We start from the raw sequence: 23,444 nt of genomic DNA, 5'->3' as shown, positions 1-23,444 counted from the left end.
GCTCATGAAGATCGATTTCACTCCGCCGCCTCTGGATCGCGAGCCGGCCTTCAAGACGGCCCCGCGCGACGATGATTCCCATCGCGACCAGGGGCGCGCTTTCGACGCCGCGATCCGCGACGCCAAACCGGCCCAGAAGGACGCGCTTAAGTCCGACGACACGTCGAAGCCCGACGCGCCCTCATCGGCCAGATCCGCAACCGCGACTGACGACGGATCGACCACACCCGCCAAGGCGAAGCCGGCGGACGGGCAGGACGATGGTAACGAGGCCGATCCGGCCGAAAGCAGCGACCCGCGTCCGCTTCAGACGCTTCTCGGTATCCTGACGCAGACCGCTGTCGCGGGTGCGGCGGACAAGTCGACCCAATCCGACGAAAAGGCGCTCGTGCGGACGCTCGTTCCTGAGAACGAGACCAAGGACGGGCAGCCCACGGCCGCCGACGCGCTGTCGGGCGGCAAGGCCGTACGGCTCGACGTTCTGAAGATGGAAACCCATTTCGAGCCACATCAGGACGGAATGGTTCTCGTGCGATCCGACGCCGAACGCGAGGCGAAGGTCAAAGCCGGGGAGGGCGAGGATCTCGCGGCTGCCGGCAAGGCGAGCGACACGGCCGCCGTTCTGGCCGGGCTCGCCGACAAGAAGGCCGCCAAGCTTGCGGCGGCAGGCGAGCGCGTGACCGCCGCGTCGGCGAAATCGGCGGGCGATGCCGCCGCTGCCGACAAGGCTGCGGGCGACGAAGCCGCGCTGCCCGTTCGCTTCGACGAAGCCCTGGCTCGCCTGTCGGGTCGCGACGGGGCAAGGTCTGGGTCGGACGAGCGACGGGGTGATCGGCGCGGTGACGCCGATCGATCGGCGGCAACGGATGCTTCGGCCCGCGCGGCCGATGCGACCGGCTCCGCCAAGGCGGCAAGCATCGATGGCGCGAGCGCGCTCGGCGTGGGCGGGGCGGGGGGCCTTGGGCTGGCCACGCAGATCGCGGACCGGATGCTCGAAGTTCTTGGCGAGCCGGCTCCGCGCCCGGCCGCCAACGCCTCGCAGGACAGCCAGGAGCATCTTCGCATGCGCGCTGGCGGCGCGGCGCTGAAGACCCTCACGATCCAGCTCAAGCCCGAGCATCTTGGTACGCTCGACGTTTCCATGCGCTTGTCCGAAGGGCGCCTGACCGTGGAACTCGCGGCCAGCCGCGCCGACACGGCGGTGCTGCTCTCGGAAGATCGCGGCGCGCTGCGTCAGCTTCTGGAGCGCGCCGGCTTCTCGGTGGACGACGCGTCGATCACTGTCGTCGCTAAGGACATGCAGCCGAACGGCATTCGCGCCTCCGACAGCTCCGCCTCCACGGGTGGCGGCGACAATTCCGGGTCGGGCTCGCCGTCCGGGCAGACCGCAAGGGACGAGTCTTCGGCCCGCGAGGGCGATCGTGGGGATCGCAGGCCCCAGGATCAGGCAGGCTCCCGCGCCGAGCGCGAGGAAGCGCCGTCGCGCCGCCGATCCTCCACCTATCTCTGACCTCACGACGCAGGAAAAATCGAAAAGGCGGGAAGGGGGAACCCTTTCCGCCTTTTTGCATGGCAGCAAAGTGGATGGAACGCGGCCAAAATGGTTAACGTCCTGAAAACAAGGCGACTTTTATGCAACGCCTTTGGGAACCGTTAACCCTATAGTGATTTTTGGGGATAGTCCGATTCGGCCCCGGCGGATAACTTTTCCCTAACGAAACGCAAGACACTCGGTGGGGCCAGATGATTGTAGTTGTTGATAACCGCGAACTCGTCACCAACGGCTACAAGTCGCTTTTCTCGCAGGAAGGCGTCTCCTCGGCCGGCTTCGGAGTGGACGAGTTCCGTGATTGGGTCGAATCTGCCTCGGAGACCGACATCTCGGCGGTCGAGGCTTTCCTTCTCGGTGACTTCCCCGAGCGTGGCACCTTCACCCGCCTGGTTCGCAGCCGCTCCACCGCCCCGATGATCGCCCTCGCCGAGACCAAGGCGCTGAACTCCACCCTCGATCTCTTCGCCGCCGGCATCGATGACGTGGTGGCCAAGCCGGTTCACGTCAAGGAAATCCTGGCGCGCGTCGGCGCCATCCGTCGCCGCGACGTGGCGGTTGACCGCAACCGCACCTCGGTTGATGAAATCTGCGTCTTCACCGATGGCCGCGACGCGGAAGTCGGCGGCGAAGCGCTGGTCCTGCCGCGCCGCGAGCGCCGCATCCTGGAATATCTGGTTGCCAACAAGGGCCGCCGCGTTTCCAAGCAGCAGCTCTTCAGCGCCATCTACGGCATTTTCGACGAGAACGTTGAAGAGAACGTCATCGAAAGCCACATCTCCAAGCTGCGCAAGAAGCTCAAGATGCGCCTCGGCTACGATCCGGTCTCCTCCAAGCGCTACCTCGGCTACGGCATCGGCGTCTGACGTTGGACGCTTCGCCGAGTACGGCGTTGCTCAAATCCTCCTGACGTCTGAAATAATGACTTAAATATTAAACCCGGCTCTTGCGCCGGGTTTATTTTTGATTACTAATAAAACGTTAATTTCCAATTATGCTTTACATTCCGTAATGCAGTTTGACGCAAGCCCTAGCCGCTAGCTTCACGCCAATCCCCCGTTTCGGCAGCAAGGAGCAGGTATGAGCATCGGCGGACTAATGCGCACGAGCGTTTCGGGCATGAACGCGCAGGCCACGCGGCTCAGCGCCGTGTCGGAGAACATCGCGAACTCCAACACCAACGGCTACAAGCAGACCACGACGGAATTCTCATCACAGATCCTGCCGAGCAGCGCAGGTCAGTATAATTCCGGTGCCGTAGAAGCCAATGTGCGCACACTGGTCAGCGAGCAGGGCGGTATTTCCTACACAGCCAATTCCACCAATTCCAAGAAGGTGGATCTCGCTATTTCCGGCAATGGCTTCCTCGTGGTGAACGATGGCAGCACGAAGGGCGGCTCCAGCGGCAATTATCTGACGCGCGCCGGCTCCTTCACGCAACAGGCCGATGGTTCGCTGGTAAACGCTGCCGGTTATACGCTGATGGGTTACCCCGTTACCACCAGCGGCACGGCCTACACGCTGAACGGTTTTGCCGGTCTTCAGCCTGTAAATTTAAGGGCTTCGCTGCTGAGCGCGACGCCGACGACCAAGGGCGATCTGACGGCCAACCTCAACAAGGACGCCGCGAGGGTCATCCCCGCCACAGGTACCGCTCCCAAGACACCGAAAGACACTGCCGGCCTGGCTCTCGACACCGAGGTAAAGTTCACCTCCGCCAGTTCGATCACCACCTATGACAACACCGGCAAGGCGATCACGCTCGACATCTATTACACGAAAGTCGACGACAACAAGTGGGACGTTGCGGTCTTCAACCACGCCGACGCCAACCCGGCGACTGGTACCAACGCCTCGACCAAGGCGCCTTTCCCCTACGGCGCGAGCACCTCGGATGGCAAAGGCACCGCGCCGATCACTACCGCCCAGTTCGAGTTCGACTCTACCACCGGTAAGCTAAAGACCATCACGCCCAACTCCGGCACCGCCACAACGGTCGATACGGTCTCCCGCACCGGCTTCCTCAATATCGACCTGTCGGTAACCGAGCCCGGTGTCGCCGTGAACGGCTCGAAGATTGCCCTGAACGTCAGCGATTTCACGCAGTATTCGAAGGACTACCTGCCGCTGGCGGCGACCGTGAACGGCAACCCCGCCGAAGTGATCGACAAGGTGTCGGTCGGCAAGGACGGCACGGTGACGGCAACTTTCACCTCCGGCACGTCGCGAGACCTCTATAAGATTCCGCTCGCCAATGTGGCGGCGCCCGATAATCTGACCGGCGTTTCCGGCAATGCTTATTCCGCCGGTGTCGAGTCTGGCACGATCCTGATGGGCTTTGGCGGCAGCGGCGGATTGGGCACGCTCCAGTCGGGCGCGCTCGAAAACTCCACCGTCGACATGGCGAGCGAGCTCACCACCATGATCGAATCGCAGCGCTCCTACACGGCCAATTCCAAGGTCTTCCAGACTGGTTCGGAAATCATGGACGTGCTGGTCAATCTGAAGCGCTAAGCGGCCGGGGGCGCCTTCGGCGCCCCTCCCAGATCAGGGCGCGGCCGCAAACCTGCGGCCGGCCACCGACGGATCCTCTTTAGCGGACGTGTTCCCCATGACCCTTTCGTCTGCCATCAACACGGCGACGTCGTCGCTTCAGGCTGCCCAGACGCAGACCGCGCTCGTGTCGCGCAACATCGCGAACGCCAATGTCGCCGGCGCGACGCGCAAATACGCCAATGTCGTCACCGGCGCCGATGGTCGCCTCGAGGTCCGCTCGGTCGCCCAGTCCGGTAATGCCGCCCTGTTCCGCAACGTTCTGAACGGCACGTCCGACGTCGCCAGGTCCGGCGTATTGGCGGGAGGGCTCGACCGCTTGAACGAGGTGATCGGCGACACCGACGCCAAGGGATCGCCGGCTGCGCGCGTTTCTGCTTTGACCGACGCCCTGGTCAGCTACAGTAAGGCGCCCGCCAATTCCGAAGTCGGGCGCGCCGCCGTTGCGGCCGCGCAGAATCTCGTTACCTCGCTCAACTCGGCGAGCGACACGGTGCAGGAAATTCGCCAGGACGCCGATCACGAACTGGCGCTCGCGGCCACCGACATGCGCCAGATCCTCAAGCAGATCGAGGATCTCAACCAGCGCATCATGGCCGGCACGTCGGCCAATCGCGACGTGACGGACGAGGTCGACAAGCGCGACCAGCAGATCCAGAAACTGTCCGAATATGTCGGCATCACCGTCCAGTCGCGCGGCGACAACGACGTCGTGATCTACACCGACAGCGGCGTCACCATGTTCGACCGCACGGCGCGCAGCATCGACTTCACGCCAACGCCCTCGCTGAAGCCCGGCGATGCCGGTGGCGCCTTCCGCATCGACGGAACGGTGGTGACCGGCGACAACGCCTTCATGCCGATCACGAGCGGCAAGATCGCCGGCCTCGTGGAGCTTCGCGACAAGGTCGCCCCGCAGTTCCAGACGCAGCTCGACGCGATCGCCAACAATCTGATCGACGTGTTTTCCGAGACGTCCGGCAGCGGGACGGCGCAAGGCCTGTTCCAGGATGCGAGCGCTACTGTGTCGACGAGCGGAACACCTGCGGTCGTCGCCTCGACGCTTGCAGGCGCAGCTGGCCGCATCAAGGTTGCGAGTTCGGTGCTGGGTGATCCGACCCTGCTCCGCGACGGCGGCGTCAGCGGTGGGACGAAGCTCAACACGGATTCGGCCGCCACCGGCTACACTGACCGGCTGACGGCCCTCGTTACAACGATCCGCACGAGCCGCAACTACAGTGCCACCGGCGCCGACACGACGGGAACGATCGCCAATTTCGCCGCCTCGTCCATGAGCTGGCTTCAGGGAACACGCTCCCAGACGCTGGCGACCAACGAGTACCAGCAGACGCTTCTCGAGAAGACGCAATCGACGCTGTCGAATGAAACCGGCATCGACCTGAACACCGAGCTCACCCGCCTTCTCGATCTGCAGCGTTCCTTCCAGGCCTCGTCCAAGATCATCACAACGGTGGACCAGATGATGGCCGCCCTTCTGCAAGCCATCTGAGGAAGTCCGACCTCATGACGATCTCCAGCCTGACCTTCAGCAACTTCTCGCGCTCCACCATCCAGAGGGTCCAGACCCAGCTCGTGGATGCGCAGAAGGAGTTCAATACCGGTCGTCACGCCGATGTCGGCCGCACGCTCGGCCGCGTCACGGGCAACGCGATCTCCTACCGCTCGCAGGAAGACACCTACGACAGCATGTTGACCTCCAACAAGCTGATCACCAGCCGCTTCCAGCTCATGGACAATGCCCTGTCCTCGGTCCGGACCAGCGCCGACGATTATTCCAAGGCGCTGATCAACGGCACTGCGACGGGCACGGGCACCGCGGCTTTGGTGCAAAGCGCGCAGCAGGGCCTCCAGCAGGTCCTGGGCGCGGTGAATGTCAGCAGCAGCGGCGAGTTCCTGTTCGGGGGCACACATGCCAACACGCAGCCGATTCAGAGCGACAACACGGCTGTAACAGGATTGTACGGTGCCGTGCAGTCCAAGTTTCTCGACGCGCTCGGAATCTCGGATGTCTCACAGGCGACGCAAGCGCAGGTGCAGGCTTACTTCAGCGACAGCGGCTACACCAAGGCGGGGGCAACCACGGCCCGTAGCTTCAAAGTCGATTTCTACGGCGTGCCGGCTGTGCCCGCCAATCCCCCTACCGCCGCCGTTCCTGCCGTTCCAGGCATCTGGGATGGCATCGCCGATACGGGCGGGGCGGCTTCGACGGCCTACATCTCCCGGTCCGAGCAGATCAACACGTCGGTGAACGTCAACACCGACGCCTTCAAGGATACGGTCGCGGCCTATGCCATGATCGGCGCCCTCGACATCAGCAAGATGGGCGACTCCGCGCGCCAGGCCTTGACCACGGCAGCTCAGAGCAAGCTGAAGGCCGGACAAGACGGAATCGTCAAGGTTCAAGCCGATCTTGGTGTGCGACAGAATCGGGTGGAAGCCGCCAACACGCTTCTGACCAAGCAGAAGGACATCGTGGCTGCTGCCTACGATCGTCTGGAAGGCGTCGACCAGACCGAAGCCGGCCTTCTGATCAACCAGTTGAAGACGCAGCTCGACGCGACCTTCGCCGTCACCGGCAAGCTCCAGGGCTTGAGCATCCTCAATTACCTCTGAGAGTCGCCCCGGCCACCCTCTCTGAGCGCGGTTCCGGCCGCGCGACACCCCGAACAAAAGGGCATGACAGCCCGCCGCTTTGAGGAATGGGAATGTATCAATTCTCCTATGCCGAGGTCACGCAGGACAGTTCGGCGACGGCTCGCGAGAGGGAGCGCGAGGCGCTGGACCGCATGGTCGACGCGCTCAAGCGCGCCGATGCGGCCGGCCCCCGCTCGCGCGAGGCGATCGAGGCGATCTACCTGACGCGCAATCTCTGGTCGATCCTGGTGGAAGACCTCGCCACCCCCGGCAACGCGCTCCCCGAGGAGCTGCGCGCCAGTCTGATTTCGATCGGGCTCTGGGTCATGCGCGAGGCCGAGGCCATCCGGCTCGGCCAGCGCGAAAGCTTCTCGACCATGATCGAGGTGACCACCATGATCCGCGACGGCCTGGGAGAGTAACGTGTCGACGCTTCGCATCACCCTTCGCGCCGGCGAGCGCATCTTCGTCAACGGCGCCGTCATGCGCGTCGATCGCAAGACGCATCTGGAGTTCCTGAACGACGTGACCTTCCTTCTGGAAAGCCACGTCATGCAGGCCGAGGACGCAACCACCCCGATCCGCCAGCTCTACTTCGTCGTCCAGCTCATGCTGATCGACCCGGCCGCGGCGGCCGAGACGCGTAAGCTCTTCGAGCGCAGCTTCCCCGCCCTCATGGCCGCCTTCTCCTCGCCCGCCATCCGCTCCGGCCTGCAGGACGCGGCCGAGCTGATCGAGCGCGAGCGCGTGTTCGACGCCCTGAAGCGCGTGCGCGCGCTGATCCCGCTCGAAGACGCCATTCTCTCCGCCGCCGAGACGGAAGCCCCGGCCAACCTGTCCACCATCACCGTGACCGACCGCGCGCCGGTCGCCGTGGGAGCCCGTTGATCATGTCCGTTTCCGGCGTTACCTCCTCAACCTCCGCAGTGGACACGACGGCTTCCGCCGCGAAGTCGTCCGAGTTGAAGACGGGTCTCGACTACAACGCCTTCCTGCAGCTTCTCGTCACGCAGATGAAGAACCAGGACCCGTTGAGCCCGACCGACCCGACCCAGCAGATGAGCCAGCTCGCCTCGTTCTCCAACGTGGAACAGTCGATCAAGCTCAACCAGAAGCTGGAATCGATGACGACGCTCACCGCGCTCACCAGCGCCAATCTCCTGATCGGCCGCACCGTCACCAACGGCGATGCCTCGATCAGCGGCGTGGTGAAGTCGATCCAGGTGACCAGCGACGGCACGATCGCCACGCTCACCTCCGGCAAGGAGCTGACGCTCGGCAACGGCGTGAAGGTCGAATAGCGATGAACGAGGCCGATGCCATCGATATCGTCCAGCACGCGATCTGGACCGTCGTGCTCGCCTGCGGCCCGGCCGTCGCCGGCGCCATGCTGGTGGGCGTCGTTATCGCGCTGTTCCAGGCGCTGACGCAGATCCAGGAAGTGACGCTCACCTTCGTGCCGAAGATCCTGGCGATCTTCGTCATCATCGCGCTCACCGCCGGCTTCACAGGCGCGCAGGTCTACGCCTTCACCGAGGAAAGCTACTCCCGCATCCAGCACGGCTTCTAGAAGCCGGCGCTCGACCGACGCTCCCATCCCATGCGCCCGTCCGGCTTGTCCGGCGGGCGTTTTTCGTTTGGGCCGGGCTGAGGCGCTCAAGGGCGCGCCAGCCCGGCACCAGTCCCTTTTGAAATAAAGCGTTAAGGATTGCGCCGCGACCGACGGTCGTGCGCGCGCCGCCGAGCCGGGCTCCCTTGCCCGGCCCATCGCTTCCGGGGAACGAGCCGAATGTCGGTCGATACGCTCAAGATCGCGCCCAGCCTGCCTGCGAGTTCTCGCCGCGACATCGGCTTTGCCGTCGGCATCGTCGCGATGCTGGCGGTGCTCTTCGTGCCCATTCCGGCCTTCCTGATCGACGCGGGGCTGGTGATCTCCATCGCGCTGTCGATCTTGATCCTGATGGTCTCGCTCTGGATCGAGAAGCCGCTGGACTTCTCGGCTTTCCCGACCGTCCTGCTTCTGGCCACCATGCTGCGCCTGTCGCTCAACATCGCGACGACGCGCGTCATTCTCAGCCATGGCGACCAGGGCCACAACGCCGCCGGCTACGTCATCGGCGGCTTCTCGCAGTTTGTCATGGGCGGCGACTTCGTGATCGGCATCGTGGTCTTCATCATCCTGATCACGGTGAACTTCCTCGTCATCACCAAGGGCGCGACGCGTATCGCCGAAGTCGGCGCGCGCTTCACGCTCGACGCCATTCCCGGCAAGCAGATGGCGATCGACGCCGATCTTTCGGCCGGCCTCATCGACGAGAAGCAGGCCCAGACCCGCCGCCGCGAGCTGGAAGAGGAAAGCTCCTTCTTCGGCTCCATGGACGGCGCCTCGAAATTCGTGCGCGGCGACGCGATCGCCGGCCTCATCATCACCGCCGTCAACATTTTCGGCGGCATCATCATCGGCGTGACGCGCCACGGCATGGATGCCGGCCACGCCGCCGACGTCTTCGTCAAGCTCTCGGTCGGCGACGGTCTCGTCACGCAGATCCCGGCGCTGATCGTCTCGCTCGCCGCCGGCCTTCTCGTGTCGAAGGGCGGAACGAGGGGCGCGGCCGAAAAGGCCATCATGACGCAGCTCGGGCACTATCCCCGGGCGCTGATGGTGGCCGCCGCGCTGCTCGGCGTCCTGGCGCTTCTGCCGGGCCTGCCGTTCCTGCCCTTCGCGCTCACCGCCTTCGGGCTCGCCGCGCTCGCCTACACCATTCCGCGTCGCCGCGCCGAGGTCGTGCAGAAGGAAGAGGCGGAGAAGAAGGCGGTCGAGGACAAGGCGATCGAGGCCGAGCGCCAGTCCGTCAAGGAATCGCTGCGCATCATCGAGGTGGAGCTGGTTCTCGGCAAGCAGGTCGCCGCCCATCTCAACTTCTCGCGAGAAGAACTGGCCAATCGCGTCGCCAAGATGCGCCGTAGATTCGCCTCGCGCTACGGTTTCGTCATTCCCGAGATCAAGCTGTCGGACGATCTGTCGGTCGACCCGCGTTCCTATTCGATCAAGGTCCATGGCACGACGGTGGCCAGCCAGCCGATCCGCCTCGGCGATCTCTTGATCGTGCTCGGCGACGCGCCCGCGCCCGATATCCCGCACGATCTGACCAAGGAACCCGCCTTCGGCCTGCGCGCCGCCTGGATCTCCGACACGTTCGCCTCCGCCGCCCGCCGGGCCGGGTTCGAGCCGGTGGACACGCTTTCGATCATCCTGACGCACCTCTCCGAGGTGATCCGCAACAACCTCGCCCATCTCCTGTCCTACAAGGACATGCGCTCGCTGCTCGACCGGCTGGAGCCGGAATACAAGCGGCTGATCGACGAGATCGTGCCGGCCCATATGAGCTATTCCGGTCTTCAGGCCGTGCTGAAGCTGCTGCTCGCCGAGCGCGTCTCGGTGCGCAACCTGACGCTGATCCTGGAAGCCATCGCCGAAATCGCGCCGCATGTGCGCCGCTCCGAGCGAATCGTGGAACATGTGCGCACCCGCATGGCGCAGCAGATCTGCGGCGATCTCCTGCACAACGGGCAGTTGGGCGTCCTGCGCCTCGGCAACCGCTGGGATCTCGCCTTCCATCAGGCGCTCAAGCGCGACGCCAAGGGCGACGTCATCGAGTTCGACATCGACCCGCGCCTGGTCGAGCAGTTCGCGGGCGAGGCCACCAAGGTCATCCGCGAGAAGACCGACCAGGGCGAGAACTTCGTGCTCGTCGCCTCGCCGGACGCGCGTCCCTATGTGCGGATGATGATCGAGCGCATCTTCGTCAACCTGCCGGTGCTCTCGCATCTGGAGATCGCGCGCGGCGTCGACATCAAGGCGCTCGGAACGATCTCGTGAGCGCCGACGCCCAGGCCCTGGTGATCGCGGTCTTCCTGATCTTCTGCCGCATCGGCTCCTGCCTGATGATGCTGCCGGGCTATTCCAGCGCCCGGGTTCCGAGCCACATCCGGCTCTTCGTGGCGATCGCGGTGGCGCTCGCCGTCTCGCCCCGCCTTCTGCCGCAGGTGATGCCGCTGGTTCAGAACGCCAGCGACGACATGCGCATCTACATGACGGCGGGGGAGATCCTGAACGGCCTCCTGATCGGCCTTCTCGGCCGCGTCTTCATGCTGGCGCTGCAGTTCTCGGGCGCGATCGTGGCCAATGCGATCGGCATGGGCCAATCCTTTGGCGTGCCGCTGGAAGGGCATGAGGCCGACCCCGCGCTGGTCTCGCTGGTGACGTTGACGGCGACCGTCATGATCTTCTCGCTCAATCTTCATGCCGAGATCGTCAACGCGCTGGTCGCCTCCTACCGGGCCATGCCGGTGGAACTTGGCTTTTCCATCCGCTCGGGGCTGGACGCGCTGGTCGACAATCTCGGGCAGACCTTCATGCTGTGCCTTCGCATCGCGAGCCCCTTCGTGGTCTATGCCGTGGTGGTCAATTTCGCGATCGGCCTCGCCAACAAGATGACGCCGCAGATCCCGATCTACTTCATCTCCATGCCCTTCGTTCTGGCCGGCGGCCTCCTCCTTCTCTGGTTCTGCGTCGGCAACTTCCTGTCGATCTTCGCGGGCGCCTATCGCCAATGGGTGCTGTTCGGATGAGCGAGGGCAAGCGTTCCGACCGTCTCGCCCGCGTCCTCGCCGTGCAGGAGCGCAAGCGCCAGCTCGCCGAATGGGCGCTGGCCGAACTCGTGCGCGAGGAAAAGCGGCTGGAGGACACGCGCGACGAACTTCTCGACACGCTCGGCGCCCAGTCCCTGATGCAAGGCCTGTTTCTGGATGCGAAGGTGTCGGCACTCAGGCGAAACGACGTGACGCTCTCAGGCGTCGTCGAGCGCCAGGCCGAGGCGAGGAGCGAGGTCCAGGCGGCGAACCTTGCCGAGAAGCGCGTCCAGCGCGCGGCGGAGGCGGCGCTGGTGGAGGATCGTATGGCCGAAGACACGGCCGAGCTTCTTTCGACCCTCGACGACTATCTCGTCGCGCGCGCCGCAAGCCTGGAATAAGTGGCGCGGCTTAAGACGGGTTAACCGACGGCTCGCATTCGCGCCTCGCATTTGAAGACCGGGGACCCATGATCCTGTCCGCCCTCGCATCCTCCGTCTCGGCCTCCGCGATCGAACGCGGCTCCGCTGCCGCTCCGGCGTCCGCCGCCGCGTCGTCGGCCGGCGCTGCCGACTTCGCCGATCTTGTTTCGGCAAAGCAAGCCGCTGGCGCCGCCGAGGCGGCGCGGGACGAGGTGGCCCGGTTTCACCACCAGACCTCGCATAGCGGCCAGCTGGAGCCCCTGCAGCGGTTCGAAAGCTTCGTTCTGCGCTCCTTCGTGGAGAGCATGCTGCCGCAGCAGAACACGAGCTTCTTCGGCACGGGCACGGCCGGGCAGATCTGGAAGTCCATGCTGGCCGAGCGCATCGGCGACGAGATGGCCGCTTCGGGCGGCATCGGCATCGCCGACATGCTGGAAAAACGCGAAACCGGCGCGGCCGCGGCCGCCAAGCCTTGAGAGACGTGCCGCCCGGCTCCGGGCGGCGAAGCGAACACGCGGCATGGCCGCATCACTAAGGGATAAGGTCAAGTGGAAGCGGTTCTGTCTCAAGCCATCAACCGGTTGGAATCCGTTCTCGCGGGGGAGAGCCTGGCGCTGCGTTCGGGCGACAGCACGGGCCTTGGCGACATCAGCAATCGCAAGAACCAGAGCCTGCTCGAACTCACGCGCATCTCACGCGGCATCGAGCCGGCCGCCCTCAGCGAGGAGATGCGCGCCAAGCTCGGCGTCCTGCGCGAGCGCCTCGGCGACAACAGCCGCCTTCTGCAGATCCATATCGAGGCCACCGCCGAGGTCGCCGAGGTCATCACCCGCGCGATGGCAGCAGCCGAGTCGGACGGCACCTACAGCAACAGCGTGTCGGGAGCCCGGACCGCCAAATGATCAAGCTTCTCGGGATCGGCGTCTGGGTGATGTTCGTCACTCTGGGCGCCGGCTACGCCATGGCGACGCTGAGCGGCGGAGGCACGGCCGACGCGCCCAAGCAGCCGACCTATTTTGAAGGGCTCGACTACAAGAAGACCAACAGCATCGCCGTGCCGTTGATCTCGGACAACGCGATCCAGGGCTATGTCCTGGCGCGCTTCGTCTACACGATCGACGGCAAGCTCGCCGCGACACTGGCCGTGCCGCCGGACCCGATCATTCTCGACGAGGCCTTTCGCGCGGTCTATTCGGTCTCGGGCTTCGACTTCAAGAACCCGGAGCGCTACGACCTCGCCTCGCTTCTCTCCTCCATCAAGGAGACCGTGAACAAGCGCTACGGCCAGAAGGTCGTGGAGGACGTGATGGTGGACCAGTTCGACTTCCTGCCCAAGAGCCAGATGCCCGGCGACACCGGCGGCGACCTTGCCAAGGGGCAGATCGAAAAGGCCAAGCAGGACCACAAGTCCTGAGCCTGGAAAATTATCCGGCGGCAGAGCGGACACGCTTCTCCACTGGATGATGCGGCCAAACCGAGGACCTGGAGCTTGCCTGTCGGAATCGGGCTCATCCCATCGGCTCCAGCCGGACTTTACGTTGCATAAACCCTGTTTTGCTAGGGTTCCCTCATGGCGCGTCCGGTCCATCACGGCCGGCGCGCGTTCGTATGGAGACCGGTGGTGATCTCGACCCTTCTGAACTATCGGCTCTACACGAACAACATGGCCCAGACGCTGGAGCGCCTGTCGAGCCAGACCGACGTCAAGCGCGACAAGGCCTATTACGACGAGCATATCGGCAAGGTCACGACGGTCGACCAGTTCATGGGCGACTACAAGCTCTATTCCTATGCCTTGAAAGCCTATGGACTGGAGGACCAGATCTCCGCCAAGGGCATGATCCGCAAGGTGCTGCAGAGCGACCTGACGGATTCCACGAGCTTTGCCAACAAGCTGTCCGACCAGCGCTACCGCGACTTCGCCGCCGCCTTCAGCTTCGGCGCCGGCACGGCGACGACCGCCCAGTCCACCTCGCAGACCGAGCGTCTGGTGGAAGCCTATGCCGAGCGCGTGGACAAGGCCGCCCCGGCAGCGGCCAAGGCGACGGGCTACTATTCCGATAATATCGGCTCCATCACTTCGATCGACGCTTTCGTCGCCGATCGCGGTCTGCTCGACGTGGCGCTGCGCGCCTCCGGCTTCGCCGATCCGAGTTCGATCTCTTCGGACTATGCCGCCTTCGTTCTGAAAGGCGATGTCGCGAACGGGGATTCAGCCTGGGCGACGCTGCGCACGCAGTTCACGGCCGCCCCAGCGACGAGCGGCGCACAGCGGACCTGGATTGCGCAGACCGTGAAAATGGCGTCGAATACCGTCTATGCCTACAACGGTGCGACCGGAAACGCGACGAGCCCGCAGGCCAAGCAGGCCGACATCGACTATCTCCACGCCTTCTTTTCCAGCAGCAACTCGACCCAGACCGTGTCCGCCTTCACGAGCGACGATCGCCTGCTGAAGATCGCCATGACCGCGATGGGGTCGGACATCACCTATGCCGCCAGCGCGGCGGCAAGCTACATCACGGACCCGTCCACGATTCCAAGCTCGGTCTCCAGCGTCGAGCAGGCGCGGTTCCAGACCCTGCACGACGCGCTGAACGCTCAGAGTGGCGGCGCCCTGAGCCCGACGACAGCCGGCCTTCAGCAGATCGAGACCGGCTACGGCAACAACTACCAGACCGCCTTCAACAAGTCGGTGAACTTCGACACGACCGAGTTCAAGGCCAAGCTCACGGATATCAAATCCGTCACCGATCTCATGTCGACGTCGGAAGATGGCAAGCGCCGCACCCTGAACTACGCCCTCAAGGCGTTCGGCATTGATCCCGCGACCGCGAGCCTCACGAAGATCCGCGCCGTCCTGACCAGCGATCCGAGCGATCCCAACAGCTATGTCGCCAAACTGAAAGACGACCGCTACACCCAGCTCGCCGCCGCCTTCAACTTCGACGCCAACGGCAAGCTGCGGGCCGAGCGCCTCGTCCAGTCCGTCTCCGGTCAGACCAAGACCGGCACGCTCTATGCCGCGACATTCGCCACGCCCATCAGCGCGGCCAAGAAGGCCGAAATCACCGCCGACACCAAGACCTATCTTGCCTCGATCGGGTCGGCCGTCACGATCGACGATTTCGTGAAGGATCAGAAGGCGGTGCAGTTTGCGCTCACTGCCTATGGCGTGAAGAACAAAGACCTTTCCACCGCCGACCTGAAGAAGATCCTCACCAGCGATCTTGGCGACCCCAAAAGCTACGCCAACGCGCAGACCGACAAGGCCATCGCCAAGTTCGCCGCCGCCTTCAACTTCGAGACCGACGGCAGCGTACGCGAAGCCGCCTCTGGCGCTCAGTCGAGCGGCGACAAGCTGGCGACCGACAATCTCTACGTCCTGCAGAAGATGGAAGAGAAGGCCGGGGACACGAGCGAGGGAACGCGTCTTGCGCTCTACTTCCTGCGCAAGGCACCGGGGCTGACCAGCGTCTATGGTGTCCTGGCGGACAAGGCGCTTTATCAGGTGGTGCGCACGGCGCTGAACCTGCCCGAGGGCATGGTGAACATGGATGTCGATAAGCAGGCTTCGCTTATCAAGAAGAAGCTGAATGTCGATGATTTCGACGATCCCAAGAAGCTCGACAAGTTCGTCGCCCGCTTTGCCGGCATGTATGACGCCACCAGTAGCGACGGGTCGTCCAATCCGGTGCTGCAGCTCTTCGGCGGCTCGTCCAGCGGTGGCACGAACATTCTAAGCTTCCTCTAAGGCCAACCCTGCGACCTCTCGCCGGGCCACCGAATCCCTGGTCTGGGGAACAAGTCGGGATGGCCAAGCGTCCTTCTCCAAAGAGAAAGGGAGCTTTGCCATGAGCGACAACGAACCGAACCGACTGAAGGACACGCGTCTCGACGCCGATGTCAGCGTTCTCGGCGACGACCGGGGCGGCGAGCCGAAGGTCTCGCGCGTCGGCGGCGCGCCGGCGCCTGACGCGCCATCGGGGCTCGCCGAAAACCTGTCGGACGGCGGGGCACGTCCCGAAGGCGGCAGCGGCGAGGACGAGATCGCCCGCGCGCGCGCGGCAAGCGAAGCGCAGCGCGACGTCGTGGACCGTTTTGGCAAAGGCTGACAGGCCCGCTCCGATCGCTCGAAAATCGTCATGACGAGATCGCCCAGCTTCCTGCGAGCTGGGCGAAATCATGTCCGGGCTTTCCCAGAAGAGGGGAGAGACGCGGCTCGGATTCGGAGCCCGCGCGGTGCGATTGGCGATCCCCGCCTTTCGCTTCGTCGAAAAATCGTTAGAAAGCCGGGACAAGGCCGAGCATCGGCTCGCCTTATCCGCTTTGCATCCCGATCTTTCGCAGGGTTCAGCCGCCTATGAGCAACGACATCTTCATCCGCGAGGTGAACGAGGAGCTTCGCCAGGAGCGGGTCCGCGCCTTGTGGATTCGCTACGGGCGGATCGCGCTCGCTCTCGCGGTTCTGATCGTGCTTGCCGTCGGCGGATACGTGCTCTGGCAGCATCACCAGCAGGGTCTTCAGGCGGCCGATGGTGACCGACTGCTCGCCGCCACCTCGCTTCTGGAAGACGGGAAAACGCAGGAAGGCCGGGCGATCCTGGAAACCCTGTCGCAAAGCGGCGTCGCGAGCTATCCCGCGCTGGCGCGCATGCGCCTGGCCCAGCTCGACCTCGCCACCGAACCCGCCAAGGCAATCGCCGGCTTCGACGCGATTGCCGGGGATGCGGGCGTGGCGCAGGATCTTCGCGACATGGCAGCTCTGCGCGCGGCCTATGTGCTGGTCGACAATGGCTCGCTCGGCGACGTGCGCGCCCGCGCCGAGCGGCTGGCGACCGACGGCGAGCCGCTGCGCTATGGCGCGCGCGAAGCCATCGGCCTCGCCGCCTGGAAGGCCGGCGACTTCGAGACGGCGCGCGGTTTCTTCACGCAGCTTCAAGAAGATTTCGGCACGCCCGCCGGCATCAAGCGCCGCGCCGGCCTGATGGTGGAACTCATCGAGGCCGAGCATGGCCCGAAGGGCGGCACCGCGCCCGCCGCTGCGACTCCCGCCGCCACGGCTGCGCCGGATGCCGCTGAGGTGAGCGAAACGCCCGCCGCGCCTGAGCCTGCAGCCTCTGCACCGGCCCCCGCGACGGCCGAACCCGCCGCCGCGCCGATACCGGCCGCGCCTGCGACGGAGCCGGCCCCGGCCGCGCCCGCTGCCAACCAGCCCCCGGCTTGATTTTCCGAAGGAGCGAGACCCAGCCATGGTGACGATCGCCATCATCGGACGGCCGAATGTCGGCAAGTCCACGCTCTTCAATCGCCTGGTCGGCCGCAAGCTCGCGCTGGTGGACGATCGGCCCGGGGTCACCCGCGACCGGCGTGAAGGCGAAGCGACGCTCCAGGATCTGGAATTTCGCGTCATCGACACGGCCGGCCTCGAAGAGGCCACAGCCGATTCACTTCAAGGGCGTATGCGCGCCCAGACCGAGCGCGCCATCGACGATGCCGATCTATCGCTCTTTGTGGTGGACTCCAAAAGCGGCATGACCCCGCAGGACGAGGTCTTCGGCGAGCTTCTGCGAAAGCGCAACAAGCCGGTCGTGCTGGTGGCCAACAAGTCGGAAGCGCGGGGCTCGGACGCCGGATTCTACGATTCCTATTCGCTCGGCCTCGGTCAGCCCGTCGCCATCTCGGCCGAGCATGGCGAGGGCATGGCGGACCTGCGCGACGCCATCGTCGAAAAGCTGGGACGGGACGCCTTCCGGGGCTGGCAGGAGGACGAGGCGGACATCGAGAGCACGGTGGAGTTCGACGCCGACGGCGAGCCCATCAACAGCTACGACGCCACCAAGCCGCTCAACATCGCCATCGTCGGCCGGCCCAATGCGGGCAAGTCCACCCTGGTCAACCGCTTCCTCGGCGACGACCGGCTGCTGACCGGCCCGGAGGCCGGCATCACGCGCGATTCGATTTCGGTGGAATGGGAATGGCGTGGCCGGCGGATCAAGATGTTCGACACGGCCGGCCTGCGCCGCCGCGCGCGCGTCGAGGAGAAGCTGGAAAAGCTGTCGGTCGCCGACGCGCTGCGCGCCATGCGCTATGCCGAAGTCGTGATCATCGTCCTCGACGTCACCGTGCCCTTCGAGAAGCAGGACCTTTCGATCGCCGATCTGATCTCGCGCGAAGGCCGCGCGCCGGTCCTGGCCTTCAACAAATGGGACCTCGTGGAAGATCGGCAGGCCGTGCTGGCGGACCTGCGCGAGAAGACCGATCGCCTCCTGCCGCAGATGCGCGGCGTGAAGGCCGTCACGGTCTCGGGCGAGACCGGCGACGGGCTGGATCGCCTGATGAAGGCGGTCACCGAAACGCACGAGATCTGGAACAAGCGCGTCTCGACCGCCAAGCTCAACCAGTGGCTGGAGCGGATGGTGTCGCATCATCCGCCTCCGGCCGTGGCGGGCCGCCGCGTGAACATCAAGTATATCACGCAGGTGAAGACGCGCCCGCCGACCTTCATCCTGTCCACGTCCCGGCCCGAGGCCGTGGGCACGGCCTATATGCGCTATCTCATCAATGGCCTGCGCGATCAGTTCGGCCTCACCGGCATCCCGATCCGCATCACCATGCGCAAGTCGGAGAATCCCTTCGCGCATAAGGCGCGCAAGTTCTAAGAGCGGTTTTGGTTCGGCGCGTGGGGCGAGGGGCCCGCGCGCCTGGACCCCGTTCGGCTTCGGCCTGGCAGCGCGCCATTCCAGCGAGCATTAACCGTCCGCTAAGGTTAATAAGAGATGTTCGGCTTTCCAAGGACACTTCGGAAAGCCGACGATGGCCGTTCACGCTCGATCGAGACTTAAGGGCAGCGCGCCGCGCCGAAATGGTGCCCGCGCGCGCGCCCGTCTTCTCGCCTCGCTGCCGCTCGCCCTCGCGGTGCTGCCCCTGTTTCCCGCCACAATTGCCATGCCGCCGGTACCAACGCAGGCGGAACTCCAGGCAAGCCTTCCGCCCGAGATGGCCGATCTCACGGTCTTCGCCGAGGATGGCGACGATCTGGGCACGAGCGCGCTCGCCGGACCCCTCTACATCAAAGACCCCGTGGCGCGCATTCCCGCCAAGAGGGGAGGGCGCGTCGCTCCGACGCCGCTTGCCACCGTGCAGGCCAAGTTCGCGGCCGGGCGACTCGTCGATCCCGCCGGCCTCCTCCGGGCCGGGATCGCGCTGGGCGACGAGAATCTGCGCGCGGCCTTCGCCGCACCCGATAGCTCGGGCGGCGCCGTGCTGGTCGCGGAAAGTTTCGCGCCGCCGCTTGCGCCCGAAAGCCCGAAGGGACAAATCGCCGCGCCTAAGCCGGACGCGTTGCGGGCCATTGCCGCTTTGGCGCCCACCCCGTCATCCAACGACGTCGCCGGCTCAAGCGTCACGGCCTATGCCGGCACCCCGCGGCCCGGCGTGTCGAACCTGTTCGACGCGGTTCTCGGGCCCTCGCGAGGCTTCATTCCGCCCAAGGGCGAGAACGACCATTCCTGGGTCGCGACGCCCCTCCCGGCGTCGTCCTACACCGAGGAGCAGCAGACCTGCCTCGCCAAGGCGATCTATTTCGAGGCGCGCGGGGAAACGGAACAGGGCCAGGGGGCGGTCGCGCAGGTCGTCCTGAACCGGGTGCGCAATCCCGCCTATCCCAAGACGATTTGCGGCGTCGTCTATCAGAACCAGGACTGGTTCGGCCGCTGCCAGTTCTCCTTCGCCTGCGACGGCATCAAGGACGTCATCTGGAATCGCCCGGCCTATGCCCTGGCCGAGCGAATCGCCCGGCAGGCGACCAACGGCGAGATCTGGATTCCCGAAGTCGGCTCGGCGACCCATTACCACGCGACCTATGTCCACCCGCGCTGGGCCAAGACCATGGAAAAGGTCGACAAGATCGGCCTTCACATCTTCTACCGGACCTTCGGCGGGGGCTGGCGTTAGCCGGCCCTCTCGGTTTTGGGCGCTGCGGTGTATGTTCGCGCGAGTGACGCTTCCGGCGGCGAACACGCAAACTTGAACCGCCTTTGTTTCGCCATGCGGCGGGCGGACAGATCGGCCGGATGGACGAATGACGATGAGCGAGCCTGAGCCTCGAAGCGAAGCGGATCTGGAGGCGGATCGCCGCAAATTGAAGGAGCGGATCGACCGGCTGAAAGCCGCGACGGCCGAGCCAGTGGTGCCGGAGGGTGGCCAGGGCAGCATGCAGGGCATGGCCCAGGGCCTCAAGATCGCCAGCGAATTCATCGCGGGCATCATGGTCGGCGGGGCCATCGGTTACGGGATCGACCGTCTATTCGGGGTGTCTCCCTTCGGTCTCATCGTCTTCCTCATGCTGGGCTTCGCCGCCGGCGTTCTCAACGTCGTGCGGTCCGCCAGCGGCGAGAAGAACCCGACCGAACGTCGCTAGCGGAGCGATCGTTCGGAAAGCAAAGGTGCATTTCGACGTCAGGGAGTTGCGAAGCGCGGTTCGGGACGCTATGGCAGTCTCGCTCTCCGAGGGCTCCGCATCAAGAGGACCAGACGTTTTGGCGAACGATCCGCTTCACCAGTTCCAGATTTCTCGGCTCGTTCCGATCGAGATCGGCGGCCTTGATCTGTCGTTCACCAACTCCTCGCTGTTCATGGTCGCGACCGTGGCGGTGGCGACGGGCTTCCTTTACTGGTCGACCCGGGGACGCGGCCTAGTCCCGAACCGCGCGCAGTCGGTGTCCGAACTCTCCTACGAGTTCATCGCCAAGATGCTGCGCGACGCGACGGGCTCGCACGGGATGCAGTTCTTCCCGTTCGTGTTCTCGCTCTTCATGTTCATCCTGGTGGCCAACCTCATCGGGATGTTCCCCTATTTCTTCACCGTCACCAGCCATCTGATCGTCACCTTCGCGCTCGCGATGCTGGTGATCGGCACGGTCGTGGTCTACGGCATCCGCAAGAACGGCCTCGGCTGGTTCAAGGTCTTCGTTCCCTCCGGCGTTCCAGGGGCGGTCCTGCCCTTCGTGGTGCTGATCGAGCTGATCTCGTTCCTGTCGCGCCCGATCTCGCTCTCGGTTCGTCTCTTCGCCAACATGCTGGCCGGCCACATCACGCTGAAGGTCTTCGCGGGCTTCGTGGTCTCGATGGGCAGCATGGGCGCGCTCGGCTTCCTCGGCGCTCTCCTGCCGCTCGTCATGACGGTGGGCATCACGGCGCTGGAGTTCCTGGTTGCCTTCCTGCAGGCCTATGTCTTCGCGATCCTGACCTGCATGTACCTCAACGACGCGGTTCACGTTCACCACTGACCGCTCTCCCCCTTTCGCGGACGCATGGCGCCGCGGATCCTACCCCCGCACGATCCAACCAAAGGAGTTCCCATGGACGCGGAAGCTGCACGTTACATCGGCGCTGGTCTCGCTTGCTTCGGCATGGCCGGCACCGCTCTCGCGCTCGGCAACATCTTCTCGAGCTTCCTCACGGGCGCCCTGCGCAACCCGTCGGCAGCCGATGGCCAGTTCGGTCGTCTCGTGTTCGGCTTCGCCGTGACGGAAGCTCTGGGCATTTTCTCGCTCCTGATCGCGCTCCTGCTGCTCTTCGTCTAAGCAGGTCGCATAAGGGATTGTGCAGCCGGCCGCCCCTGCTGGGGCGGCCGGACCCGTATCATCGGAGTCCGACATGTTCGTCACTCAGGCTTTCGCCCAGGTCCAATCGCCAGATGCAGGTCCGACCCTGATGGAAACACCCGTTCCGCCCACGGGCGAAGCGATCTCCGTGGAGCCCGGTCACCACGAGGAAGCCGGCTTCCCGCCGATGAACCCCGAGTTCTTCGCGTCGCAGATCCTCTGGCTCGCGATCACCTTCGGCGTGTTCTACTACGTCCTGTCCAAGACGATCGTGCCGCGCATCTCCACGGTTCTGGAGAACCGCCGCGAGCGCATCGCCCTCGATCTCCAGGCCGCCGAGCGCATGCGCCTCGACGCCGACGAGGCACAGGCCGCCTATGAGCAGGAACTCGCCTCCGCTCGCAAGAATTCCGCCCGCATCGCCACGGAAGCTCGCGACAAGGCGCGCGCCGATGCGGATGCGCAGCGCAAGACCATCGAGGCCGAACTCGACGGTCGCCTTGAAAGCGCCCAGGCTCGCATCGCCGAGGTGAAGACGCGCGCGCTCGCCGATGTCGGCACGATCGCCGAAGATGCGGCCGAAGCCATTCTCAACGACATTGCCGGCCTCGGCGTGTCGCGCGAGGACGTCTCCCACGCCGTCCGTTCCGTTCGTTCCTAAAAGGGCGTCGCCATGGCTTTCGACAATACGTTCTGGGCTCTCGTCGGCCTCATCCTCTTCCTGGCGCTGATCGCCTATCTCAAGGCGCCCTCGATCATGGCGAAGGCGCTCGACAAGCGCGCCGCGCAGATCCGTAACGAGATCGACGAGGCGCGCGAGCTGAAGGAAGAGGCCAAACAGCAGTTGGCCGAATACCAGCGCCGCCGCCGCGAGGCGGAGAGCGAGGCGCAGGAAATCCTCGCCGTCGCGCAGCGCGAGGCGCAGGGCATCGTCGCCGAGGCTCGCGCCAAGAGCGAAGACTACGTCGCTCGCCGTACGCAGGTTGCCGAGCAGAAGATCAAGCAGGCCGAGATCGAGGCAGTGTCCGAAGTCCGCGCTCGTGCGGTGGACATTGCCATCGAGGCGGCTACGCGCGTGATGACCGAGCGCAATGTCGGCGCCGACCCGCGCATCACCGACCAGTCGATCGCCGAAGTGCGCCGTCGTCTGAACTGATCCGCACCAATAGCTCTTGGATAAGACGAAGGCCGGCTGAAAAGCCGGCCTTTTTCGTTTGTCTGCGGAATGCCGGCAAGCGTCAAATCGGGAAGTGTGCAAACCCGCACCGATGCGATGGGGTTTGCACATGGGAGATGGCACGAGTGGGGCCTCGCCTAACCGTCCGACTCGCCTGCCAGCATGAGGGCTCGCACCGGCCCGAAGCTGCGCCGGTGATGCGGGCCAACGCCATGCTCGGCGAGCGCGGCACGATGGGCGGCCGTGGGATAGCCCATGTGCCGGCTGAAACCGTAGCGCGGGTCGCTCGCGCAAAGCGCGGTCATGAGCCGATCGCGCATGACCTTGGCGACGATTGACGCCGCCGCGATCGACACGCAGAGCGCATCTCCGCCGATCACCGCCGACCCGGCGCAGGGAAGGCCAAGCGGCACGTCGCGACCGTCGATCAAGGCGTGGTCGGGCCTGCTGGGAAGGGCAAACAGCGCGCGCCGCATGGCGAGGAACGTCGCTTGCCGGATGTTGAGCCGATCGATCTCAGCGGCACTGGCGCTGCCGAGGCCGACATCGGCCATATCGAGGATCGCCTCGAACAGGCGCTCGCGTTCACGGGCACCGAGCTTCTTGGAATCGTCCAGCCCTTCGGGAATGTGCCCGACGCGCAGAATCACCGCGCCGGCGACGACCGGTCCGGCGAGCGGACCGCGCCCGGCCTCGTCCACGCCGGCCACGCAGTGGACGCCTTTCTGCAGAAGGGCGGCCTCGCGCGCGAAATCCGGGCCGGGATGCGGCTCGGCGCGCCGGGCAGGGCGAGGGGGAAGGGGTGGAGAATCGGAGGAACGGCGAGCCATGGTGCGGCGAGACTCGCG

The 23,444-nt window shown here is 65.1% G+C and carries 26 protein-coding genes; 25 read left to right on the top strand and 1 reads right to left on the bottom strand.

The genetic code is table 11. The features are described from left to right. Positions 1–4: 4 nt before the first annotated feature. From M673_RS15195 to M673_RS15075, 25 genes are all read left to right on the top strand, one after another. The gene (locus tag M673_RS15195; protein ID WP_061976816.1) at positions 5–1,510 is read left to right on the top strand and encodes a flagellar hook-length control protein FliK; all 1,506 of its coding nucleotides are present in this window, start codon (positions 5–7) and stop codon (positions 1,508–1,510) included. A gap of 233 nt (positions 1,511–1,743) precedes the next feature. Beyond that, positions 1,744–2,415 (top strand): response regulator transcription factor, encoded by a 672-nt coding sequence (locus tag M673_RS15190; protein WP_061976815.1) that lies wholly within the window; start codon positions 1,744–1,746, stop codon positions 2,413–2,415. A gap of 214 nt (positions 2,416–2,629) precedes the next feature. Continuing rightward, the gene (locus tag M673_RS15185) at positions 2,630–4,063 is read left to right on the top strand and encodes a flagellar hook protein FlgE (protein ID WP_061976814.1); all 1,434 of its coding nucleotides are present in this window, start codon (positions 2,630–2,632) and stop codon (positions 4,061–4,063) included. Positions 4,064–4,160: 97 nt separating this feature from the next. Further along, positions 4,161–5,612, top strand: coding sequence for a flagellar hook-associated protein FlgK (gene flgK / locus M673_RS15180; RefSeq protein WP_061976813.1), 1,452 nt, complete (start codon positions 4,161–4,163; stop codon positions 5,610–5,612). 14 nt (positions 5,613–5,626) lie between these two features. After that, a complete protein-coding gene (locus M673_RS15175; protein WP_061976812.1) occupies positions 5,627–6,736 on the top strand; it encodes a flagellar hook-associated family protein in 1,110 nt (369 codons plus the stop codon). A 92-nt stretch (positions 6,737–6,828) separates the two neighbouring features. After that, positions 6,829–7,179 carry a flagellar biosynthesis regulator FlaF gene (flaF, locus tag M673_RS15170; RefSeq protein WP_061976811.1) on the top strand — a complete coding sequence of 117 codons (351 nt, stop codon included), beginning with the start codon at positions 6,829–6,831 and terminating at the stop codon, positions 7,177–7,179. Between the two features lie 61 nt (positions 7,180–7,240). Then, complete coding sequence (locus tag M673_RS15165) at positions 7,241–7,645, top strand: flagellar biosynthesis repressor FlbT (protein ID WP_244493248.1); 405 nt, start codon at positions 7,241–7,243, stop codon at positions 7,643–7,645. After that, positions 7,645–8,058, top strand: coding sequence for a flagellar hook assembly protein FlgD (flgD, locus tag M673_RS15160; protein WP_187301335.1), 414 nt, complete (start codon positions 7,645–7,647; stop codon positions 8,056–8,058). The genes M673_RS15165 and flgD overlap by 1 nt, the downstream gene beginning before the upstream one ends. Before the next feature lie 2 nt (positions 8,059–8,060). After that, positions 8,061–8,327 (top strand): flagellar biosynthesis protein FliQ, encoded by a 267-nt coding sequence (fliQ, locus tag M673_RS15155; protein WP_061976808.1) that lies wholly within the window; start codon positions 8,061–8,063, stop codon positions 8,325–8,327. Positions 8,328–8,546: 219 nt separating this feature from the next. Further along, positions 8,547–10,637, top strand: a complete 2,091-nt coding sequence (gene flhA, locus M673_RS15150; RefSeq protein WP_061976807.1) for a flagellar biosynthesis protein FlhA — start codon at positions 8,547–8,549, stop codon at positions 10,635–10,637. Further along, a complete protein-coding gene (locus M673_RS15145; RefSeq protein ID WP_061976806.1) occupies positions 10,634–11,389 on the top strand; it encodes a flagellar biosynthetic protein FliR in 756 nt (251 codons plus the stop codon). The genes flhA and M673_RS15145 overlap by 4 nt, the downstream gene beginning before the upstream one ends. Continuing rightward, entirely contained in the window at positions 11,386–11,790 is a 405-nt protein-coding gene (locus tag M673_RS15140; RefSeq protein ID WP_061976805.1) for a hypothetical protein, read from the top strand. The genes M673_RS15145 and M673_RS15140 overlap by 4 nt, the downstream gene beginning before the upstream one ends. 68 nt (positions 11,791–11,858) lie before the next feature. Next, the gene (locus M673_RS24800; protein WP_061976804.1) at positions 11,859–12,287 is read left to right on the top strand and encodes a rod-binding protein; all 429 of its coding nucleotides are present in this window, start codon (positions 11,859–11,861) and stop codon (positions 12,285–12,287) included. Between the two features lie 72 nt (positions 12,288–12,359). Further along, complete coding sequence (locus M673_RS15130) at positions 12,360–12,713, top strand: hypothetical protein (protein WP_061976803.1); 354 nt, start codon at positions 12,360–12,362, stop codon at positions 12,711–12,713. Further along, positions 12,710–13,225 carry a hypothetical protein gene (locus M673_RS15125; protein ID WP_061976802.1) on the top strand — a complete coding sequence of 172 codons (516 nt, stop codon included), beginning with the start codon at positions 12,710–12,712 and terminating at the stop codon, positions 13,223–13,225. Before M673_RS15130 ends, M673_RS15125 begins: the two co-directional genes overlap by 4 nt. 207 nt (positions 13,226–13,432) lie before the next feature. Next, complete coding sequence (locus M673_RS15120; protein ID WP_187301274.1) at positions 13,433–15,565, top strand: DUF1217 domain-containing protein; 2,133 nt, start codon at positions 13,433–13,435, stop codon at positions 15,563–15,565. A 100-nt stretch (positions 15,566–15,665) separates the two neighbouring features. Continuing rightward, positions 15,666–15,926: a hypothetical protein gene (locus M673_RS15115; protein ID WP_061976800.1), complete on the top strand. Its 261-nt coding sequence runs from the start codon at positions 15,666–15,668 to the stop codon at positions 15,924–15,926. Positions 15,927–16,174: 248 nt separating this feature from the next. Further along, entirely contained in the window at positions 16,175–17,038 is an 864-nt protein-coding gene (locus tag M673_RS15110) for a tetratricopeptide repeat protein (protein WP_061976799.1), read from the top strand. Positions 17,039–17,063: 25 nt separating this feature from the next. Further along, positions 17,064–18,473, top strand: a complete 1,410-nt coding sequence (gene der / locus M673_RS15105) for a ribosome biogenesis GTPase Der (protein ID WP_061976798.1) — start codon at positions 17,064–17,066, stop codon at positions 18,471–18,473. A 154-nt stretch (positions 18,474–18,627) separates the two neighbouring features. Beyond that, entirely contained in the window at positions 18,628–19,767 is a 1,140-nt protein-coding gene (locus M673_RS15100; RefSeq protein WP_061976797.1) for a cell wall hydrolase, read from the top strand. A 133-nt stretch (positions 19,768–19,900) separates the two neighbouring features. Further along, positions 19,901–20,233, top strand: coding sequence for an AtpZ/AtpI family protein (locus tag M673_RS15095; protein ID WP_374755568.1), 333 nt, complete (start codon positions 19,901–19,903; stop codon positions 20,231–20,233). 118 nt (positions 20,234–20,351) lie between these two features. Further along, positions 20,352–21,101, top strand: a complete 750-nt coding sequence (locus M673_RS15090) for a F0F1 ATP synthase subunit A (protein ID WP_061976795.1) — start codon at positions 20,352–20,354, stop codon at positions 21,099–21,101. Positions 21,102–21,173: 72 nt separating this feature from the next. After that, positions 21,174–21,398, top strand: a complete 225-nt coding sequence (locus M673_RS15085; RefSeq protein WP_019996925.1) for a F0F1 ATP synthase subunit C — start codon at positions 21,174–21,176, stop codon at positions 21,396–21,398. 73 nt (positions 21,399–21,471) lie between these two features. Further along, positions 21,472–22,080: a F0F1 ATP synthase subunit B gene (locus M673_RS15080; RefSeq protein WP_061976794.1), complete on the top strand. Its 609-nt coding sequence runs from the start codon at positions 21,472–21,474 to the stop codon at positions 22,078–22,080. Positions 22,081–22,092: 12 nt separating this feature from the next. Beyond that, complete coding sequence (locus M673_RS15075) at positions 22,093–22,575, top strand: F0F1 ATP synthase subunit B (RefSeq protein ID WP_061976793.1); 483 nt, start codon at positions 22,093–22,095, stop codon at positions 22,573–22,575. Between the two features lie 158 nt (positions 22,576–22,733). Here the strand turns inward: M673_RS15075 and M673_RS15070 are convergent, their stop codons facing one another. Continuing rightward, entirely contained in the window at positions 22,734–23,426 is a 693-nt protein-coding gene (locus M673_RS15070) for a ribonuclease HII (protein WP_061977883.1), read from the bottom strand. Between the last annotated feature and the right edge of the window lie 18 nt (positions 23,427–23,444).

Source organism: Aureimonas sp. AU20, from assembly GCF_001442755.1.
GTDB lineage: Bacteria > Pseudomonadota > Alphaproteobacteria > Rhizobiales > Rhizobiaceae > Aureimonas.
This window is presented reverse-complemented; position numbering and strand designations above follow the sequence as displayed.

Excerpts from the sequence above, each read along its gene's own strand:
- M673_RS15085 (WP_019996925.1), top strand. The coding sequence starts at position 21,174 with ATGGACGCGGAAGCTGCACGTTACATCGGCGCTGGTCTCGCTTGCTTC.
- M673_RS15195 (WP_061976816.1), top strand. The coding sequence starts at position 5 with ATGAAGATCGATTTCACTCCGCCGCCTCTGGATCGCGAGCCGGCCTTC.
- M673_RS15080 (WP_061976794.1), top strand. The coding sequence starts at position 21,472 with ATGTTCGTCACTCAGGCTTTCGCCCAGGTCCAATCGCCAGATGCAGGT.
- der (WP_061976798.1), top strand. The coding sequence starts at position 17,064 with ATGGTGACGATCGCCATCATCGGACGGCCGAATGTCGGCAAGTCCACG.
- flhA (WP_061976807.1), top strand. The coding sequence starts at position 8,547 with ATGTCGGTCGATACGCTCAAGATCGCGCCCAGCCTGCCTGCGAGTTCT.
- M673_RS15070 (WP_061977883.1), bottom strand. The coding sequence starts at position 23,426 with ATGGCTCGCCGTTCCTCCGATTCTCCACCCCTTCCCCCTCGCCCTGCC.
- M673_RS15125 (WP_061976802.1), top strand. The coding sequence starts at position 12,710 with ATGATCAAGCTTCTCGGGATCGGCGTCTGGGTGATGTTCGTCACTCTG.
- M673_RS15095 (WP_374755568.1), top strand. The coding sequence starts at position 19,901 with ATGAGCGAGCCTGAGCCTCGAAGCGAAGCGGATCTGGAGGCGGATCGC.
- M673_RS15075 (WP_061976793.1), top strand. The coding sequence starts at position 22,093 with ATGGCTTTCGACAATACGTTCTGGGCTCTCGTCGGCCTCATCCTCTTC.
- M673_RS15190 (WP_061976815.1), top strand. The coding sequence starts at position 1,744 with ATGATTGTAGTTGTTGATAACCGCGAACTCGTCACCAACGGCTACAAG.
- fliQ (WP_061976808.1), top strand. The coding sequence starts at position 8,061 with ATGAACGAGGCCGATGCCATCGATATCGTCCAGCACGCGATCTGGACC.
- M673_RS15100 (WP_061976797.1), top strand. The coding sequence starts at position 18,628 with ATGGCCGTTCACGCTCGATCGAGACTTAAGGGCAGCGCGCCGCGCCGA.
- M673_RS15165 (WP_244493248.1), top strand. The coding sequence starts at position 7,241 with ATGCGCGTCGATCGCAAGACGCATCTGGAGTTCCTGAACGACGTGACC.
- flgK (WP_061976813.1), top strand. The coding sequence starts at position 4,161 with ATGACCCTTTCGTCTGCCATCAACACGGCGACGTCGTCGCTTCAGGCT.
- M673_RS15185 (WP_061976814.1), top strand. The coding sequence starts at position 2,630 with ATGAGCATCGGCGGACTAATGCGCACGAGCGTTTCGGGCATGAACGCG.
- flaF (WP_061976811.1), top strand. The coding sequence starts at position 6,829 with ATGTATCAATTCTCCTATGCCGAGGTCACGCAGGACAGTTCGGCGACG.
- M673_RS15175 (WP_061976812.1), top strand. The coding sequence starts at position 5,627 with ATGACGATCTCCAGCCTGACCTTCAGCAACTTCTCGCGCTCCACCATC.
- M673_RS15115 (WP_061976800.1), top strand. The coding sequence starts at position 15,666 with ATGAGCGACAACGAACCGAACCGACTGAAGGACACGCGTCTCGACGCC.
- M673_RS24800 (WP_061976804.1), top strand. The coding sequence starts at position 11,859 with ATGATCCTGTCCGCCCTCGCATCCTCCGTCTCGGCCTCCGCGATCGAA.
- M673_RS15110 (WP_061976799.1), top strand. The coding sequence starts at position 16,175 with ATGAGCAACGACATCTTCATCCGCGAGGTGAACGAGGAGCTTCGCCAG.
- M673_RS15140 (WP_061976805.1), top strand. The coding sequence starts at position 11,386 with ATGAGCGAGGGCAAGCGTTCCGACCGTCTCGCCCGCGTCCTCGCCGTG.